Origin of the sequence: Aequorivita marina (assembly GCF_031631895.2) — a bacterium.
GTDB classification, from domain to species: Bacteria; Bacteroidota; Bacteroidia; order Flavobacteriales; family Flavobacteriaceae; genus Aequorivita; species Aequorivita marina.
The window spans coordinates 22,465-40,681 of sequence record NZ_JAVMBW020000001.1; the positions used below are offsets into that span (position 1 = coordinate 22,465).

The 18,217-nt window shown below is 38.3% G+C and carries 9 protein-coding genes; all 9 read right to left on the minus strand.

All coding sequences use genetic code 11. The annotated features are described in order from the left end of the window. Window positions 1–278: 278 nt before the first annotated feature. The 9 genes from QPK98_RS00110 to QPK98_RS00150 all read right to left on the minus strand — a co-directional run bounded on the left by QPK98_RS00110 (window position 279) and on the right by QPK98_RS00150 (window position 18,216). A complete protein-coding gene (locus tag QPK98_RS00110; RefSeq protein ID WP_310990954.1) occupies window positions 279–2,915 on the minus strand; it encodes a TonB-dependent receptor in 2,637 nt (878 codons plus the stop codon). Window positions 2,916–2,963: 48 nt separating this feature from the next. Then, window positions 2,964–3,773: a GLPGLI family protein gene (locus QPK98_RS00115; RefSeq protein WP_310990955.1), complete on the minus strand. Its 810-nt coding sequence runs from the start codon at window positions 3,771–3,773 to the stop codon at window positions 2,964–2,966. An 855-nt stretch (window positions 3,774–4,628) separates the two neighbouring features. Further along, window positions 4,629–7,274 (minus strand): GEVED domain-containing protein, encoded by a 2,646-nt coding sequence (locus QPK98_RS00120; RefSeq protein ID WP_310990956.1) that lies wholly within the window; start codon window positions 7,272–7,274, stop codon window positions 4,629–4,631. Between the two features lie 708 nt (window positions 7,275–7,982). Continuing rightward, window positions 7,983–12,002 carry a GEVED domain-containing protein gene (locus tag QPK98_RS00125; RefSeq protein WP_310990957.1) on the minus strand — a complete coding sequence of 1,340 codons (4,020 nt, stop codon included), beginning with the start codon at window positions 12,000–12,002 and terminating at the stop codon, window positions 7,983–7,985. 674 nt (window positions 12,003–12,676) lie between these two features. Next, window positions 12,677–13,843, minus strand: a complete 1,167-nt coding sequence (locus QPK98_RS00130; RefSeq protein ID WP_310990958.1) for an acyl-CoA dehydrogenase family protein — start codon at window positions 13,841–13,843, stop codon at window positions 12,677–12,679. A gap of 51 nt (window positions 13,844–13,894) precedes the next feature. Continuing rightward, a complete protein-coding gene (locus QPK98_RS00135) occupies window positions 13,895–14,797 on the minus strand; it encodes a ComEA family DNA-binding protein (RefSeq protein ID WP_310990959.1) in 903 nt (300 codons plus the stop codon). A 12-nt stretch (window positions 14,798–14,809) separates the two neighbouring features. Continuing rightward, on the minus strand, window positions 14,810–16,435 hold the full coding sequence (locus QPK98_RS00140) for an alanine/glycine:cation symporter family protein (protein WP_310990960.1): 1,626 nt from the start codon (window positions 16,433–16,435) through the stop codon (window positions 14,810–14,812). Between the two features lie 194 nt (window positions 16,436–16,629). Beyond that, a complete protein-coding gene (locus QPK98_RS00145; RefSeq protein WP_310990961.1) occupies window positions 16,630–16,860 on the minus strand; it encodes a PspC domain-containing protein in 231 nt (76 codons plus the stop codon). 69 nt (window positions 16,861–16,929) lie between these two features. Then, window positions 16,930–18,216, minus strand: a complete 1,287-nt coding sequence (locus tag QPK98_RS00150) for a DUF2851 family protein (protein WP_310990962.1) — start codon at window positions 18,214–18,216, stop codon at window positions 16,930–16,932. Between the last annotated feature and the right edge of the window lies 1 nt (window position 18,217).

Sequence of the window (18,217 nt, forward strand, 5' to 3'; positions counted from 1 at the left end):
TATTGGTACTCCTCTTTTTATTTCAAAAATACGTGTTTGCTTTTATATATACAAAACGTGTAAAGCGATGACCTGAACTAAGCTAAAACTGACCGGTTACTTTAAGATCTTAAAACCAAATCCTAACTTTAGACCCAATTAAAATAGTTTTGCTGTAAATTCATGCAACGTGAATATGCAACAATTAATCTAACACCAAAGATGGTAAAATCAGATGATCGCAATGTTATTTTCAAAATCTATTATAAAGATAATTATTTGGCTATTATAGAACTAGCTTAAAGTGAAAATCGCATCTTAAACATTACTTGAGATGGACGAAGCTGATAATCGGTTTCCACGTAACTGAAAGCGTCAGCACTTACGACGCGATACTTTCTTGAGTTTAAAATATTATTCCACTGTATCTCAAAATCGATATTTTTCTGTTTCCAGATATATCGCCACACTAGATCGATAAAAACATTCTTGGTATTTTCACTAAATAATATGCTGTGCATGTATTCCGACTTTAAACTAAAATAAAGCATTTCTTTCGGATGTAAATTAATCTGAGCGGCATGGATCTGATATTGAAGGGTTCGGTTTGGATTTTCTTGAATTTTATTTTTGGAAAACAAAAAATCCACTTTATAATTAACGTTGAACCAGTTTGTGAAATTCATATCCAGCTTTCCGCCAATACCCCAATTCTGAATTTTAATATCGGTCAGCTCTGTATTGAGAATCTGTTCAAAATCTTGCGAACTATAGTTGGCGTTAAGGGTAACACTTGTTTTTATCACATTGAAATATTTACTGAAACGGCTCGAGAAATTATTGCTTATCCTCGTATTATCAAGACGAATTGCTTGAATTTCACTCGATCCACTCTCCAAAATTTTTGTATTGTAAATTAAATTATTGTCAGTAGTCGTATATGTGTAAAACAAATTCCAGAATAAAGATTCTATCGAATTTCGATAGAAAACGCCTCCAGTGAAGTCCTGATTTAAAGTTTCGGACAACGGGGCATCAACACGGATTAAACTCTTATAATCCTTTAAAATAAATCCGTAGTGCAATTGGTCGATCGTGCCAAATTTTTTTCCAGAACCAATGGATGCATTCAATTTCCAAAAGGTATTCACATCATAGATTATCGAAAACCGAGGGTCAAAGGTAAGTTTTTGTGACTTTTGTGATTTTTGCAATGATTCATCTTCAATAGTATGGGAATGTAGATTTAAGGGAGTCTCCAACCGCAAGCGCCATCTTTCTTTTTTATATTGAGTTTGCAAGTATAAGTATGTTTTGGAACGTTTCCAATACAAACTATTGGAATAATACTGATCTAAGCTTAGGTTTTCAGAAGTAGCAAGTTTGCTTTCTAAATATTGATTTTCAAACTGAAATCCAATTTTAGGCGAAAAACTGAAATCCCCCCATCCTTTAGTAAATCCGATGGAATTTTTGGTGTAAAAGCCACCCAAGTCTATTTTCTGCAAGGCTTCGTCATAGAAATTACCTTGATTCAACAAATCGTTGAATTGTCCTGGGTTTACGGTTAATGTTTGAGGCGTTTGGTCTATCTCAAAATAGGAGCTAAATTTCAACAGTTGTTTTTTCCATGGAAAAAAAGCTTTAAACCTATTGGATATTTTAAAGTACGGATTATCAAGGTTTTGGGCTATCATTTCATCATTGCGGTAGACAACTCCTGTTTGACTGTCCCAAAAGCCATGAAATTGCAAGCTATTTTTTAGGTAACCGCTTTTTGTGTTTTTTTGAAGGCTTAAATTAGCCTCCAAGGAATTGATATAAAGCTGATTGTCCTGAACCTCTAGAAGGGCAATCGTATCTGTAGGCAAAAAATGTCGTGTTTTGGAAAGTCCATTTTGTTTTTGATAATCGTTAAGATACGAAAAGTTAAAGCGTAATTCATAATCGCTTTTTAGCTTTTGTAAAAAATTTGCGGTGAACAAATGGCTGTTGTTATCCAACCATCGTTTTTTAGCAAAATTGGGAGGATTAAGTTGCTGTATGCCCAGCCAATCTTTTTTTTCTGAATTATCCTCCATTTGATCCATCAAATCTTCAACGGTCAACGTTTTTAGCTGAGTGCCAATATCGTTCCCCGTATTGTTGGTTTGATAGGAGGTGAGTACTTGTCTCTTTTTACTGAACAACATTGGACTAAGATTGACATCCCAGAGAAAAGGTGCCATACCAGATGCAACTTCGGCTTGCCCCGTAATAGTATAACTGTTCTTAAGTTTTATGTTAATCGCTGCTCTTTCGGAAAACTCCAAGCTATCCAATATTTTTATAGGCTGGTGGTTTTCCAAAATTTGGACTCGGGAAACTTCTTTTGCAGGAAGATTCTTATTGGCAAGGTTATATTTTCCTGCCAATAAGTCTAGTCCCTCAATATAATATTTATTTATAGGTTTTCCTTCATACAAAACTCTTCCATCGTTTAGGACCTCGATACCTGGCATACGTTTTAAAACATCCGAGATTGATCGGTCTTGTTCTTTAACAAAAGTATTCACTGAGTAATTTAAAGTATCTCCTTTACGAGTAATAGGATATGCCTTAAGAATAGCTTCCTTTAATTCGATTTGTGATTCTTGTAACACAAAATTCTGGAGATGGGTTTGGTTAGAAAGTATTTTGGATATCTTTTTATATCCCAAACTCTGCACGTTGATGACCAATTCTTTTTCTGTGGATGAAACGATTATTCTGTACTTTCCCTTGTCATCCGAAATATCATAAGCTATCGCTCTGTCACTACCTATTTCGAAAATAGTAATACTTGCGCCAAAAATGGGTTTTTCTTTATTACTGATTAATGCTCCACTTATCACGGTTTGTGAAAAGGAGACATTCAGAAACAAAATCGCAATTGAGAAAACTACTATTTGTTTCATTTTTCTTTATGAGTTAAAGATGATTGTGTTTTTTATGATTTATTCAACTCAATACACAATTTCCATTTCGTTGTTTCTAGTTCTCCTTACACTTTCTTTAACCTTTGTTGCATTGTCCTCATCAAATGTAAAGCCTCTTTGATCCATTTGATTTATAATATCCCTTTTAAAATTATTCAAGCCTTTGTAAAATTCTTCTTTAGTGGTTTCTGGAATATTATTTCTGTCAAAAGTAAATTTATCGTCACTCTTTTCAAGTGTTAAGAACTCAAATACATATTGCTTCCTTGAATCTTGAATTTCAAGTATCAATCCAGGAAGACCTTTAAATTTATAAGGTCCATCCGAAATTGGAACCTCACTCGTATACCACGCCGTATAATCTCTACCTCCATAGGTAGTGGTTGCCCTTTGGCATAAATAATTACCTATATGCTTGGTTTCATTAGAAAGTTTCCATTTCATCTTTTCATTATCCTCGTAGGTAAATTTATCAGTAAAGATTTTATCCAGCACAAGAGTTTCTTCTGGAGTTTTATAAATTATATAGGAAATTTTCGTTTTTTTTCTCAATGATAAGGTTAAGTTAACTGCTCTTTGCGGATCATCGTCATATTTATTTGAAACAGCTTTAACAAGTGAATCATTGTAACTCACATATTGACTTTGGAATAGCGATGAACCGTTACCAATAAACAACTCCATGGGCTCTTCTCTCAGGCTTGCAATATCTGTGGAGTCTTGCTGATATGTCAATAAGTACAATATCTTATATTTTGCATTAATGCTCTTAGCATCCTGTGCACTGATCACACCAAACGTCAAGATTGCCAAAACTATTAGTATTTTATCTCTCATTTGATACTCTATTTATAATGTAAAAGCAGAGGTTTTTAGGCTCTGCTTTTATTAACTAATTTCAGCTCTTAAATTCAGCAAAGCCAATCTTCTAAATCCATAGCCGCAAATATCAAACCTTCAGTAGTTGAAGCACAAACTGTACCGTAAATACCACAAGAAGTTTCTACAGAAATGCAAGTCCACGTTCCTAACGCAACAATCGGAGACATTGATGTAGACAATTCAACTTTCACTAAACCACTGACATCTCCATAGTTTTCAACTTTAGGATTTAATTTTTCATTTAATTCTGGTAATGAATTTGTGCTGGAAAAACCATAGGAGGTAACTAAAAAGCAAGCTAGGAAAAATAATGACTTTCTTATAATTTATTAGATTAAAGGTTAAATTTATTATTTACAACATCAAAAATACCCCCCCCCGATACATAGGAAACAAACTTATAATGTTAAAGTTTTAAATTTAATGACAAATAAATAAGCAGCTTTAAAAAAACTGGTATTTAAGGGCTAAATGGAATTAAATATGTTGCATACCAATCTTGCTAATCGCTTGTTTTTAAGGCATAGGTAAGAACACAAAAAGATGCTACAAAACAAAGGTATTACTAAATCTATGAACTAAAAACTCCTCTTTAAGATACTTGGACGGATCCCGAATTATTTATCAAAAACCTGACACCCCTAAACCTCCACAAGAGTTCAAAAAACACGTATTTCAGAATACCCGAAATAGGTTCTTTATGAAGCGACAATTCACATTTTAAAACATACCTCTAACCACAAAAAAATATCCCCATCTGCATAAAATCATACAGATGGGGATACATATTTAATTAGAGATTTTTAAAATCTAATTTTTCACCACTCTAAAGGTTTTCTGATTGCCGTCAATAGTGACTTTCATCAAATAAACTCCAGTTTGTAATTGGTCAGTAGCCAAGTTTGATTCTAGAGCATTTGGTTGCTCTTGAATAACTATTTGACCAACTAGGTTATACACTTCAACTTGTTCAATTGGTGTATTCGCCTTCAAACTCAACTGATCTTCAACTGGGTTTGGATAGAAAGTGAAACTGCTAAACACCTGAGAACCTATTCCTAAAAGTCGCTCGGCATCTGCCTCAGTAATCACATCAACAGTGAAGTCTATTGCTTCTCCATCGCCGTTACCTTCAGCTAGCGGATGATCTATCATACTGTTTCGGATTCTAGCTTGGTATGTACCAGGGGCTATACCTTCCCATGCCATTGGCACTTCTGTAACACCAGGTTCTCCGTTTGGAACTCCACCGCCCCAGATAACATCATTGCTCCAGATAATTTGTTCACCTGAATCAAAACATCCATCTTGGTTAAAGTCTATCCATACTGAATAGTAGTACTGATCGCTGTTTCCAGCAGGACCACTACTCACGGTATAAGCACCTTGTAATCCAGGATAAACAGTAACCGTAGGATTGGTAACAACCTTATATCCATCAGGTGACATGCTATTAGAGGTGTAGGTGAAATCGAAATCTGGGTTACCAGCATCAATTCCAATTCCTGCAATATCAATGTTTGAAATATAAACATCAGAATTGGCCGCATCGTCATTGAAAGGATCATCGCAAGGTAACGGCTGTTCACAAGTAACAGAAATGGTGAAGCTTCCAGCAGAAACACTCCAGTCGTATGTTCTAACTAAGATTGTTTCATCTGCAGTGGCCGTGAAAGTAATAGTTTCTTCATCTCCTGCTGAGAAACCATTATCGGCACAGTCAATTTCAACTAAGGTGGCACATTCACCACTGTAAATTGCAAGTACGGCATCATAGTCAGCACCTTGCACAGTAATGGTATATTCCGTTCCTGCTGTTACGTCAAGGCTGTAAAACACATCTTCTAGCGAACCAGTAGCACAAGTAGGACTTTCAAGACCACTCTCAGTAGCGCCAACAGTAGTTCCAGCAACTGAATCGTCGCATGAAAGTGCTATTGCACCAGAGCAGTCATCATTATCAGGTCCAGTTGGCTCACATATTTCAGGAGAATCAACGGATGCTGAAACACTACAACCATCATCTTGAACACCTACAGCAGTTAAACTAACATCAGTACCAACTGTAAATGGTCCAAGAACTTCAGAGGAATCAGCATCTACAACAACTGGATCATTATTATTTGCAGTTACGTTGTATGTGTCATTCCCAGATCCACCAGAAAGAGTTACATATACATAGTATTCGCCACCTGCTTCGATACATCCTTGAATTGGTTCACCCACATCATCTGAAGCATAAGCACTCATTTCTGGAGCAGTACATCCTGAAGCAGAAACATTCACCGTGTAGTCTTCCGCTTGTCCCCAGCTAGTACCTGTACAGGAATCAACTGGATAAGTAGAACCGAATTTTTTTACTACGCGCATTCTGGTTGGCCCTTCTAGTGCTCCGGAAGGAACCGTAATATCTGCAGTGGCTTGTTGCCCATCTGTACCAGTAGAACCTTGGATAGTACCAATGTCATAACGCTCATCCGCGCCATCTAAGCTACCGTCCTGGTTCCAATCAATAAATACGGTAAAACTATTAGTAAAACCTCCACCCGTATTACCTTCTAAGGCAACTGAATAGGTTTCCCCTGCTTCCATATTACCTACAATAGCGGTAAAATCTTCATGAGCAGGAGATCCATCTATAACCTCACTACTTCTATTATCAATATCGGCAACATTTACCAATGTAATTGGCTCTACCGTAGAAAAGTCAATAGCGCAGTATGGGTCTGGAAAGCCACCACCGCCAGCAACTTCTCCAACAACATTCATTACTAAATGCATATCGGGAAATCCTATATCTACTGCATCTGTTGGGGTAAATATATCACATTCCTCGGCTTGTATCCAAGAAACTCCCGTTTGTCCATCTGCATTAGAACCTTGAAACCATGAAACAGTAGCACCCGCATCAATCTTAAGCTCATAAATCATTATTTCCCCAGCTGGAATGGTAGCTGTAATTGGAACAGAAACAACTGTTCCCGCATCTGCAACTCCAGAAACATAAGAAGCTGTTCCTTGCAAAGTCGCACTCCCAGGATAGCCACTTGGAAACGCAGTTGAAGTAGAATAGATATTAATTGTAAGGTTTGTTGGTCCTCCACTATTCTCTACTCCAAATTCGGCGCTAGTAACATTAAATTCGTCTGTTATACCGAAATCGGCTGCCAGGTTAAAATCTCTGAAAAGGCTATTTTCCACCGGAATAGTACCCGAATTACAAGTTACAGAGTTGTTTGCGACAATGTTTTGGGTAGCACTATGAGTTATTACCACAGGTGCCAAATTATTAGTTGTTTGATCTTGATTGTTTTGATACTCTCTGGATGCTGTACCTGGTGGTGGATTCTGCACCGTAATTCCAGATTGACCAGAGGATGAAAGTGACGACTGTCCTAGAACAATGGGTATCGTCCAGAACATACTTAAAATCGATAGTAAAATAATTTTTTTCATAATAGTTATTGTTTTAATGGTTAGAAAATAATTTTCCGTCTTAACGATTCAATTTTTCATATAAACGGAACTAAATATATTCATAAAATACTGTTTTACAAAATATTAACACAAAATAATCAACCAAATAGAGTTTTTCTTACGTAAAATAAAGTGTTATGGGGTGAAAAATTAAATAATCAGCAATCTTTTAAATACGCTAATCTCTCTTTCTACAAAAGCTTTTATAATTTATGCTGAAACATTGCTATAGCCTCGGGTTTTCGCTTCTGACTGCCAGGCACATACCACGCTAAAGAACAGCATCAGTTTCGGCATAGTGCTCTTAGCCGGGAATTATCGAAAGGCTAAAAATTTAAACTTAGTTTTAGTTTTTATAAGTAAATTGATTAGTTAGTTAGGTTGAAGATTTTATTCACATCCGTACGAGAACCTCAACTTCTCCCCTTCTTTTTTTCTGAACAATTAAATCGTATTCAATCCTTTTAATGGCGTAATTGTTATAATCAATCATTAACGCCCAACAAAGACGAACGACCGTTAAATGACTTAACACCCACGATTTTATAGCGCTTTCTTCCGTTGTCAATTAAAATGGTTTGTAAATGAAGTAACAACACACGATTTACTTATATCCACAAAAAAATATCCCCATCTGCATAAAATCATGCAGATGGGGATACATATTTAATTAGAGATTTTTAAAATCTAATTTTTCACCACTCTAAAGGTTTTCTGATTGCCGTCAATAGTGACTTTCATCAAATAAACTCCAGCTTGTAATTGGTCAGTAGCCAAGTTTGTTTCTAGAGCATTTGGTTGCCCTTGAATAACTATTTGACCGATTAGGTTATACACTTCAACTTGTTCAATTGGTGTATTCGCCTTCAAACTCAACTGATCTTCAACTGGGTTTGGATAGAAAGTGAAACTGTTAAACACCTGAGAACCTATTCCTAAAAGTCGCTCGGCATCTGCCTCAGTAATCACTTCAATAGTGAAGTCTATTGCTTCTCCATCGCCGTTACCTTCAGCTAGCGGATGGTCTATCATACTGTTTCGGATTCTAGCTTGGTATGTACCAGGAGCATAAGTATCCCATGCCATTGGAACTTCTGTAACACCAGGTGCTCCATTTGGAATTCCACCGCCCCAGATAACATCATTGCTCGTGATAATTAACTCATCGTCAGCTTCCACAAAACATCCATCTTGGTTAAGGTCTACCCATACTGAATAGTAGTACTGATCGCTGTTTCCAGCAGGACCACTACTCACGGTATAAGAACCTTGTAATCCAGGATAAACAGTAACCGTAGGATCGGTAACAACCTTATATCCATCAGGTGACATACTATTAGAGGTGTAGGTAAAATCGAAATCTGGGTTACCTATATCAATTCCAATTCCTGCAATATCAATGTTTGAAATATATACGTCAGAATTGGCCGCATCGTCATTGAAAGGATCATCGCAAGGATCTGGGTCGGCTTCATCCGTAGTAAACGGAGTACCTCCAAACCAATCGCTTAAAGCATCACTAGAACAAACAGTTCGAACATACACCCAATAGTCTGTGGCTGCATCTAAACCAGTTGCGGTATAAGAAGGATCGGTAAAAACTTCGTCTATCATTCCGTCATCTGGACTTTGGCCTGCAGTAGTGATTGAAACCTCCCAATGGTCATCTGCTGCATTAGCTGGTGTCCAAGAGATATCTGCACTGTTTTCAGTAACGGCATCAATTGTTGTACTCGATGGCGCTAAACAATCTGCTTCCTCCGAAGTAAAAGATATACTTGCCCAATCACTGTTTATGTCATCGCAAATAGCTCTTACATATACATCATACTCAGTGCCAGGATCAGTACCCACACCGTATGAGGTAGAACCTCCAGTAGTAAATAGACTACCACCTGGATCACCAGGACTGTATGGAGAAACTCCCCAAGCAATCTCATAGTCAGCAGCATTTCCTGACCAAGAAACCGTAGAAAATGTAGGACTTGCCACATCAACTGCAAGGTTGGTGGGTGCGTCGCACGCGTTACAAGTTTCATTATTACTCGTCACGGACAAGTTAAACGTGCCAACACTGCCACTAAATCCATCAACTTGCACATAATAAGTTTCTCCTGGTGTATACTCACCACAAGCGAGTTCAATTTTAGAAAATAGAGATACTCCCCCATCCTCATCACAAGCTAGAACGTTGCCACCACAATCATCTAAAACCTGTATTTGCGTATCAGCGAGAGAGGACCCTGGGATTGATGATGTTTCAATCGTCAAATCACCATCGGCAGGGGCGACAAAACTAAACCATACATCGTTTTGAACTTCATCTCCTACGAATGCACAGTCCATTGCTGGCCCGTCGGGCGTAGCAGCTGTATTGTCACCCATTACGCCGTCAGTTCCTAATGGAACAGGCATAGCATTGGCACAATCGTCGTTATCTGGCGGTGTTGCCAGTGTTGTAAAGGCAACGGGGCCAGCCCAGTCACTTACGCCATCGTCTCCACCAAATGCACCACAATCCGCACGAACATACACCTCGTAAGCTGTATTTTCAGTTAGATTATCCAGAATTAGTCCAGGGAGCACTTCTGGATGCGTTGGAGTACTACTTTCATCTGGAGCAGGTTCCCCTGCTTCCACAAGATAAACATCACTTTGGTCAGCGTTGGCAGTCCAGGTAAACACTGCACTATTTTCTGTGATATCATTAACAGCTAAGTCAAATGGCTCTGGGCACGTAACAGGGTCAGCACAGTCAATATCAATGGTGATGTCACCTGTTGTAGTACTACTTGAACTCCAATGAGCCACATACACATAATACATTTCACCTTCAGTACTTGCTTCTATGGTATATGTTTCAGTACCGTTAGAAAGAGCATCGTCTATACATTCAATGTTTGTCAAGTCACCACAAGCGCCAGAGTTGATGGACATTTTGTGGTCAAAATCGGCTGATGAATTAACCGTAATATCACCTCCTGTTCCTTCAAAAGAGAACCATAAGCCTGCATCACCCATTGAACAAGTTGTTGTATTAGTGGCTGTGCTACCAATAGAAGTGTAAGTCACTGGATCTGCATTGCACTCTACAGCAATAGCATCATCACAAGAGGCGCCTGGACCGGGAACGATACAAGTTAAACTAACAGTTATGTCACCTTCATCGTCTGAAGAAAAATAAGGTCGAACCCGGTAATAATAGGTTCCTGCTTCGCTTACTTCAAAATTTTCTGGACTATCTTGACAAGCACCTACTTCTGTAAGGTTGTTGCAATCATCGGCTTCAAAAAGTTGCACGACGGCATCAAAAGACGAAGTTTCCGCAATAGTATATTGCTGTGAACCATCTGAAGTGAAAGTAAACCAGACATCTGCAGATCCACTCCCGAAGCAGTCATCACCCATAGAAGATGTTGCACCAACTAAGGATTGTGTAATCTCATCACCACAGGCTATTTCAGTGGCCGTACAGGCTTCGTCGTTGGTAGCTACAGGAACGCCTTCACACTCACAGTTTTCTGTTACTACATCGTTCACAGTATTTGGATCGCCGTCGTCACAAGGGTCACCGATGTTTAACTCAAGGTTTGGGCAGTCAAATTCTGTTGCTGTAACACTTAAAGTATAAGGGGTAGTTTGTGGTGATGCATACGTAGAAATTACGATATAATAAGTTTCATTGGCTTCAACCAGAAGTCCATCAACCTCCAAATCTAACGTGGATGATGAGTTTGTATGCCCACCAACGGTACTTTCAAAAGGACCACATCCAGTAAATACAAAAACACCGGCCCAAGAACCGTGATCTGTTACGGATATATCAACAATCCCATTAGCGGTTGGCGTATAAGAATACACCACGTCATCTCCGCCTAGATAGTTACTACTGGGATTCCCAACGGCGTCAGGAGCAAGGGGTGGCATATCAGTCGATGAATAATCATCTTCATAATTAGATGTATCGTCTGTAGTAGCATAAGGTAAAGAACCTATTTCAATAGGAGCTTCGCATACCATTCCGTCTGGAGGAATGACTCCTTCACACTCACAGTCTTGCGTTACTACATCGTTTATTGTGTTTGGATCGCCGTCATCACAAGGGTCACCGATGTTTAACTCAAGGTTTGGGCAGTCCCATGCCACGCCGCTGAGAACTTCAAATGTATAGTCCTCAAATTCACCATAGGTAAAACCTGTTTCACATGGATCTACATCACCAGATGTACTGAGCCAATGGCTAACGATTCTCATACGAGTTGATCCTTCCAGTGCAGATGCGGGCACTGAAAAAGAACCTGTTTGAGTGCTTAAGTAACCGCTCGAAGTAAATGCCACCTCGTCAGTTGTATTAAAAATTTCGTCTTGGTTCCAGTCAACCCAGATTCTGAATCCAGCAGTTCCACCTTCGATATTGGCTTCGAAATTAATCACTCCACCTGGTCCTTGTGATACAGTCATAGCAGTAAAATCACCGTAGCCACTCGGGGAGAAACCAGAGGATTCATTAGTTACATTTTGATCACCCCCTGTAGTGGTGAAGCTATTGATATATCGATCTGAGTTCGTGGCTTCTGGAGTACAATACTGCTGCGCTTCTGCCTGCCAAGCAAAAGCCACGCCAAAGAACAGCAGCAGCGTAAGCACCGTGCTCTTCGGCAGGAATTGCCGAAAGATTGAAAATTTAGTTTTAGTTTTGGTTTTCATAAAAAATGGTTATTTAGTTATGTTGAAGATTTCATCCACACAGGAACGGGAACTTCAACTTCCTCCCTTATTTAGTTTTTAAAAAATTATGTTGTAAATCACTTTCACGTACCAAGAACTCGGTAGCTGAGAAGTTAATTGGGAAACCTAAGAATATCATAAATCACCTAATAATTGGGGCAAAAGTTAAGACTTTCGTAAATATAGCATAAATATTCATAAAAATAGTATAAATTTTATGAATTACCCATAAACTCCAGAATGAAGGAAAACTGGATTAAAAATGTTTTAAGCGCGAAACCTAAAGAAGCTAGGTATGATTAGTTGGATGTGGTAGTAAGTATAAAAAATAAAAGGAACCCAAATTAATGAGTTCCTTTTTAATGTTTTACTTATGTAAGTTCCAAAGAAGGTAGAAACGCTATAAAGCCTGTTTGAAAAAATTGTTTAAAATATTTTGAATATTAAGTACTGTATAAAACACGAATTGTGGAGCAAATATTTGTTACAAGAAAGCCGCAAAATAGCGGTAAATAACCAGCTTAAAGTAAGTTCAAAGCTTGGGATAGAGAAAAAAATAAGGCAGCTACATTGTAACTGCCTTATTCTCTTTTTCTTCAATGTGCATTTGGGTGCAAATCGAAATGAATTTCTCCAAAATGCTCAAAAATTATTTAGGTCGCCGGTTTATACGAAACCCCTTCTATGACCATTTTAGAAATGATCTCTCTAAGAATCTCCGAAGTTCCGCCGCCTATTGGGCCTAATCTGCTATCACGCATTAAACGTGCTAATGGGTAATCTTCCATATAGCCATAACCGCCCAAAAACTGTAGGCATTCTGTCATGACCTCATCGGCTACCTTGGTAGATATAAGTTTGCTCATTGTGGCTTCTTTCACTACGTATTCGCCATCGTTTAATCGTTTGGCGGTAACATAATTAAAAGTTTTACTAACCTCCACCTCACTTGCTAACTGCGCTACTCGATGTCGCAACGCCTGAAATTTTGAGATACTCTTGCCAAAGGCAAAGCGATCTTTCATATACTGTATGGTATATTCTAAGGCAAACTCACTGCGGGCATGGGCATTGACGCCCATAATAAGACGCTCCAATGCAAAGTGCTGCATGATATACGGAAAGCCCTTATTCTCCTCTCCCATTAAATTAGTTACAGGAATCTCAACATTGTCAAAAGCAATTTCGCCGGTATCGCTCGCGCGCCAGCCCAATTTATCTAGTTTGGTTGCAGACACGCCTTTTGTATCTCTATCAACTACAAAAATACTGATGCCCTTATTGCCCAATTCGGGAGCTGTTTTTGCGGCAACAATTAGATAGTCGCTATACAGCCCATTTGTAATAAAGGTTTTTGATCCGTTTAAAACATAGGTATCGCCTTTTTTTACAGCAGTTGTACGCATACCAGAAACATCACTTCCGCCAAAGGGTTCGGTTATACACAAGCAACCAATCTTTTCGCCCGTGATACTCGGTGCCAAGTATTTTTCCTTTTGCTCGTGGTTTGCTTCCTTTTTAAGATGCGTCATCGCCAAATACGCGTGTGCCCACATAGCAGCTGCAAAACCACCACTGTTTATCTTTTGAAGCTCTTCCAAAAAGATTACCGTATAGAAAAGATCGAGATCCAAACCTCCATATTCTTCCGATTGATAAATTCCGAAGTACCCCATCTCACCGAATTTTTCCCAAATAAAACGTTCAATATCTCCAGTTTTTTCCCACTTTTCAATATGCGGAACTACTTCCTTTTGAAGAAAATCTTGGAAACTCTTTCTGAAAAATTCGTGTTCCTCTGTAAAATACATTTTATCCATACTTCTTATCTAATCTATTATTTTTAACTGTTTTCTCGCTATTATTTATAGCTAATCTATTCGCAAATATAGCTGAATTAGCTGTAACTTTCTTTCTGTCATTCCCTCAATTTTTTCAAGTGCTTGCAAGTCGGATATTTTTTCACGAAGAATTCGGAACTCCCAAATTTTCTTTGCCATATTAAAAGAAACCCCCGGAATTGTTGAAATATCGGAAGCTGAAGCAGTGTTTATATTCATTTTGATAATTTCTTTGGGTGTTTTAACCGTGAAGATATTTAAGGTGCGCGCCACAACTTCCGGCTTTAACCCATACACTTGATACAACTGCGTATCACTGGAAAATCCACCTAGTTTTTCACGATACGAAACAACGCGTTTACTAAGCGCTTCGCCTATACCACTTATTTGTTGTAGTTGTGCTTCGGATGCTTTATTAAGGTCTATTTTTTGGCTAAATGACTTTTCCACAAAACCTTTTTCCGTCTTGTAAGCGTTATAATCCGTTTTCGGTTTCGGATTGCTCACCCATTCGGGGAATTTAAAGTACGGACTTATTTCAGCTAATAACGAATCTGAAACCCTGGTCACTTTTTGAAAATCTGCAGCTGAATTAACCCAGTTTCCTTTCTTTCTATATTCATGCAAACGGTTAATTTCTTCATTAGTCATTCCGAGAGTATAACCTTTGTAATCTGTAATAAAATTAGGATTAAACGGGTATTTCTTGGGTTTTCTGTTTTCAACTTCCGCTAGCCGAAGAGAATCCAGTTCCTTCTGAACCGCAATAATTTCAGGAGAAGCAGCATCAAAAGTATTTTCTTTAGATCGTGCTGTCAGGGAAGAAAAATCAAAAAACCAATACACGTTAAGCAAACCAATGATGAGTAGCAACAAAAGCAAAATCCCACTTCGTTGCTGTTTGTTGAACGTGAAGTGGGATTTTAATTCCATAAGGTTTTCGCTTTATAAATGTTTAGACATATCTTCCATACCTTCATCAATGGCTTCGTGTTTTGTTTTGATAGCCTCCATATATCGTTTCAATTCTTTTCTAACCACCGGTGTTAACAGAACAACCCCGATAATATTAGGTACCACCATCGCGAAGATCATGGCATCAGAGAAGTTAATAACAGACCCGAGGCTAATTACAGATCCAATCCAGATAAAGATACAAAATAAGAGCTTATAAACCAGCTCGGTAACTTTTCCTCTTCCAAAGAGATAGACCCAACCCTGCATTCCGTAGTACGACCAAGAAATCATGGTTGAAAAAGCAAACATAATAACAGCAATAGTAAGCACTATTGAAAAGTGGGGTATCACACTGTCAAAAGCCGAAGCAGTAAGCTCCACTCCTTCCGTAACCTCTACCCCATATTGGATAATATTATTGTCAAAATTAGTAATCACAATTACCAAAGCGGTCATGGTACAGATAACTACGGTATCAATAAACGGCTCCAAAAGTGCTACAATACCTTCAGAAGCAGGATATTTTGTACGAACTGCCGAGTGGGCAATTGCAGCCGAACCAACACCAGCTTCGTTTGAGAATGCACCACGGCGAATTCCTTGAATCAGCACACCTACCAATCCTCCAGCAATACCAAGACCTGTAAAGGCACCTTCAAAAATTAAGGAGAAAGCATCGCCAATGTGATTGTAGTTGGCTATTAAAATAATAAGGGCACCTAAGACGTAGATACCCGCCATAAAGGGAACAATTTTCTCGGTAACTTTCGCAATACGCTTAATGCCGCCAATAATCACTACAGCAACAACAATGGCCATTACAATACCAAACCAAATTGCCGCACTGGTTTCTTGAAGTTCAAACAACTGGACAAACTGGGCTGCCGCTTGATTGGCTTGAAACATGTTTCCGCCACCAAAAGAGCCACCAATAACAAAAATAGCAAAAACAACGGCCAGTATTTTACCTAAACCGCCCATTCCTTTTTCGGCCAAACCTTTTTTAAGATAATACATGGGGCCGCCATAAACAGTACCGTCGGGTCCTACATCACGAAATTTTACACCCAAGGTACATTCTGCAAACTTAGAGGCCATCCCCAGTAAACCGGCCACAATCATCCAAAAAGTTGCTCCTGGCCCCCCGATGGAAAGCGCTACGGCAACACCTGCAATATTACCCAAACCAACCGTAGCAGAAAGCGCAGCGGTTAAAGCTTGAAAGTGCGAAACCTCACCATCAGCACTGTCATCGCGAATGGTTTCGGCAATATTCTCTTGTTCGTTTGGGGTTACATCTCCATAAAGTGTATCTGCTCCGTGTTTTTCAATATCCTCATATTTTCCACTAACCACTTTTAACGCAGTTACAAACCCTGTGAAGTTTATCAGCTTAAAATATATGGTGAAATAGGTTGCTCCACCAACTAAAACAATAAGCACCCAAGGAATTTGGAAGGTTTCAGAAAATGGTATTTCATAAAAAATACCATCGACAAACCAGCCGGTGTATTTTTTAAATACGGCGTCTATCTCTTGAGAGGCGGTATTTTCTTGTGCAAAAGTGAAAAAGGGAATTAAAATTGAAAGTAGCGAAGGAAGATATTTCTTCATAGTGGATTTTTAAGATGAAACTATTTTATCATATAAAACAAAGCAAGATGCTTAAAAAAAATCAAAATTTCAAAGATTTCAAAGGGAACTTGTTAACGATTCCTTAATTTTAATTCAAGTTTGTATGATTTCAAGTTTAATGAATACCCTAAAACCAACTGACTATTTCGGATAAAATTCCTTTTTTTGAACTCTTATAGGTCGAAGACGGAAGTGCGTTTGGTGTTTACCAAATCTTTTAATTTAAGGAGAAATGCCATCGTAAGATAAACGGCAAAGCCAACACCCAAGGTTGCAAAAGACACATAAATAAAGAACAAGCGAACACTTTTGGCTCGCATTCCCAATCTATCGGCTAAGCGCGAAGACACGTAAAAACCTCGTTTCTCTAGATAATAACGCAAGGAATATATGGCTTGTAACATAGCTGCAAAATACAATATTTAATACGTATTATCAAGTTTCTGAAAAACTTCAGTTCGGTGAATTTCACTTTAGTTGTTTTTCAATCCAGAACCTACAATTGCGTTCCCTATGGCACATTGCAAACATTTATTCTTATCGCAATACTCATTTTTTAATTGAAGTAGTGCTTGACTTTGGGCTGCGTTGAAAGCAACTTTTTTTAACGAGTTAAACTTTTTTACAATAGTATTTTTTTCTGAAGAAATACTGGAGGCTAGTCTTAAAATCTCTTCTGAAACATCTTTGCCTTGTTGCACCGCATGGGTGAATTTTACCGGAAGTATTGTATTGATTATAAGCAAGTCTATAAATTGTTTGGTAAGCCGTTTCTTTCGCTTCGTTGAAGAAACACCGAAGTTATAATGCGTATCCCAATATGCGCTTGCCGAAATATTAAAAATCGCATAAAAATCTTGAACGTCGTTGATAGCGATTACTCTGGAAAATAAGTTTTTTGTTTTATAATAAAGCATGGCCAATTGCGCCAAACGGATAGATGGAAAATTTGGCGGACGCAGCCTAAAAAACTTTGGAGCAATTACTCCTTCCTTGCGTAGGTTAAATTTATGCTTTAAAAACTCGTAATTTGCTTGTAACTGCTTAAAGTAAGCATCTTCTGTTTCTCCTTCTAGCAAGCCAGACTGCCCCAAAAACAAGGCTTCCAAGTCTTTTTGCCCGTGGCTGCACTTTACAACTACCGAAAAATCAACCGATTTAGCAATACTGAAAAAAGACTCGGCATTCACTTTTAATCCGAAGTTTTTACACAACATTCTAAACAGCAGGGCTTCCCAATGATTGTTTGAACTTTTTAATTCCTTTAGAAGAAAAACTTCCTTTTGTTGAAGCCGTTCAAAGTACAGTCGCTCCAACCAATTTTGAATCGTAAAGTCAGGAACAGCGGCAAAATCCCGCTCGCAGTTAATCCACTTCCTTTCTTTGGAGAATAAGTTTTGATATTGGTATAAGGTGTTTTTTGGAACATGTTTTTTTATGACAAAGGTGGGAATTACGGTTCCATCTTTTCTAAAAATCTCGGCATCGTGCTGCCAAACTACATGGAGAATTACATTATCATAGGCAGCATCTGTTTCGTGACCATGAGCATACCAATCTGAAGACTTTAAATGAATTTCAACGTTTCCGGCCCATAACTGTCCACCAACAGCAATTTGGGAATTAAAAAAATCTGGTCCCGAATTGAGGTTGTGATGCCCTGGGTTTTGAATGTGCAGACTTTCATTATTCGACGTAAAAAATTCACCCACATCAAATTTCTGAAATTTCCACACATAGTGTAGAAAATCCTCTCTCATT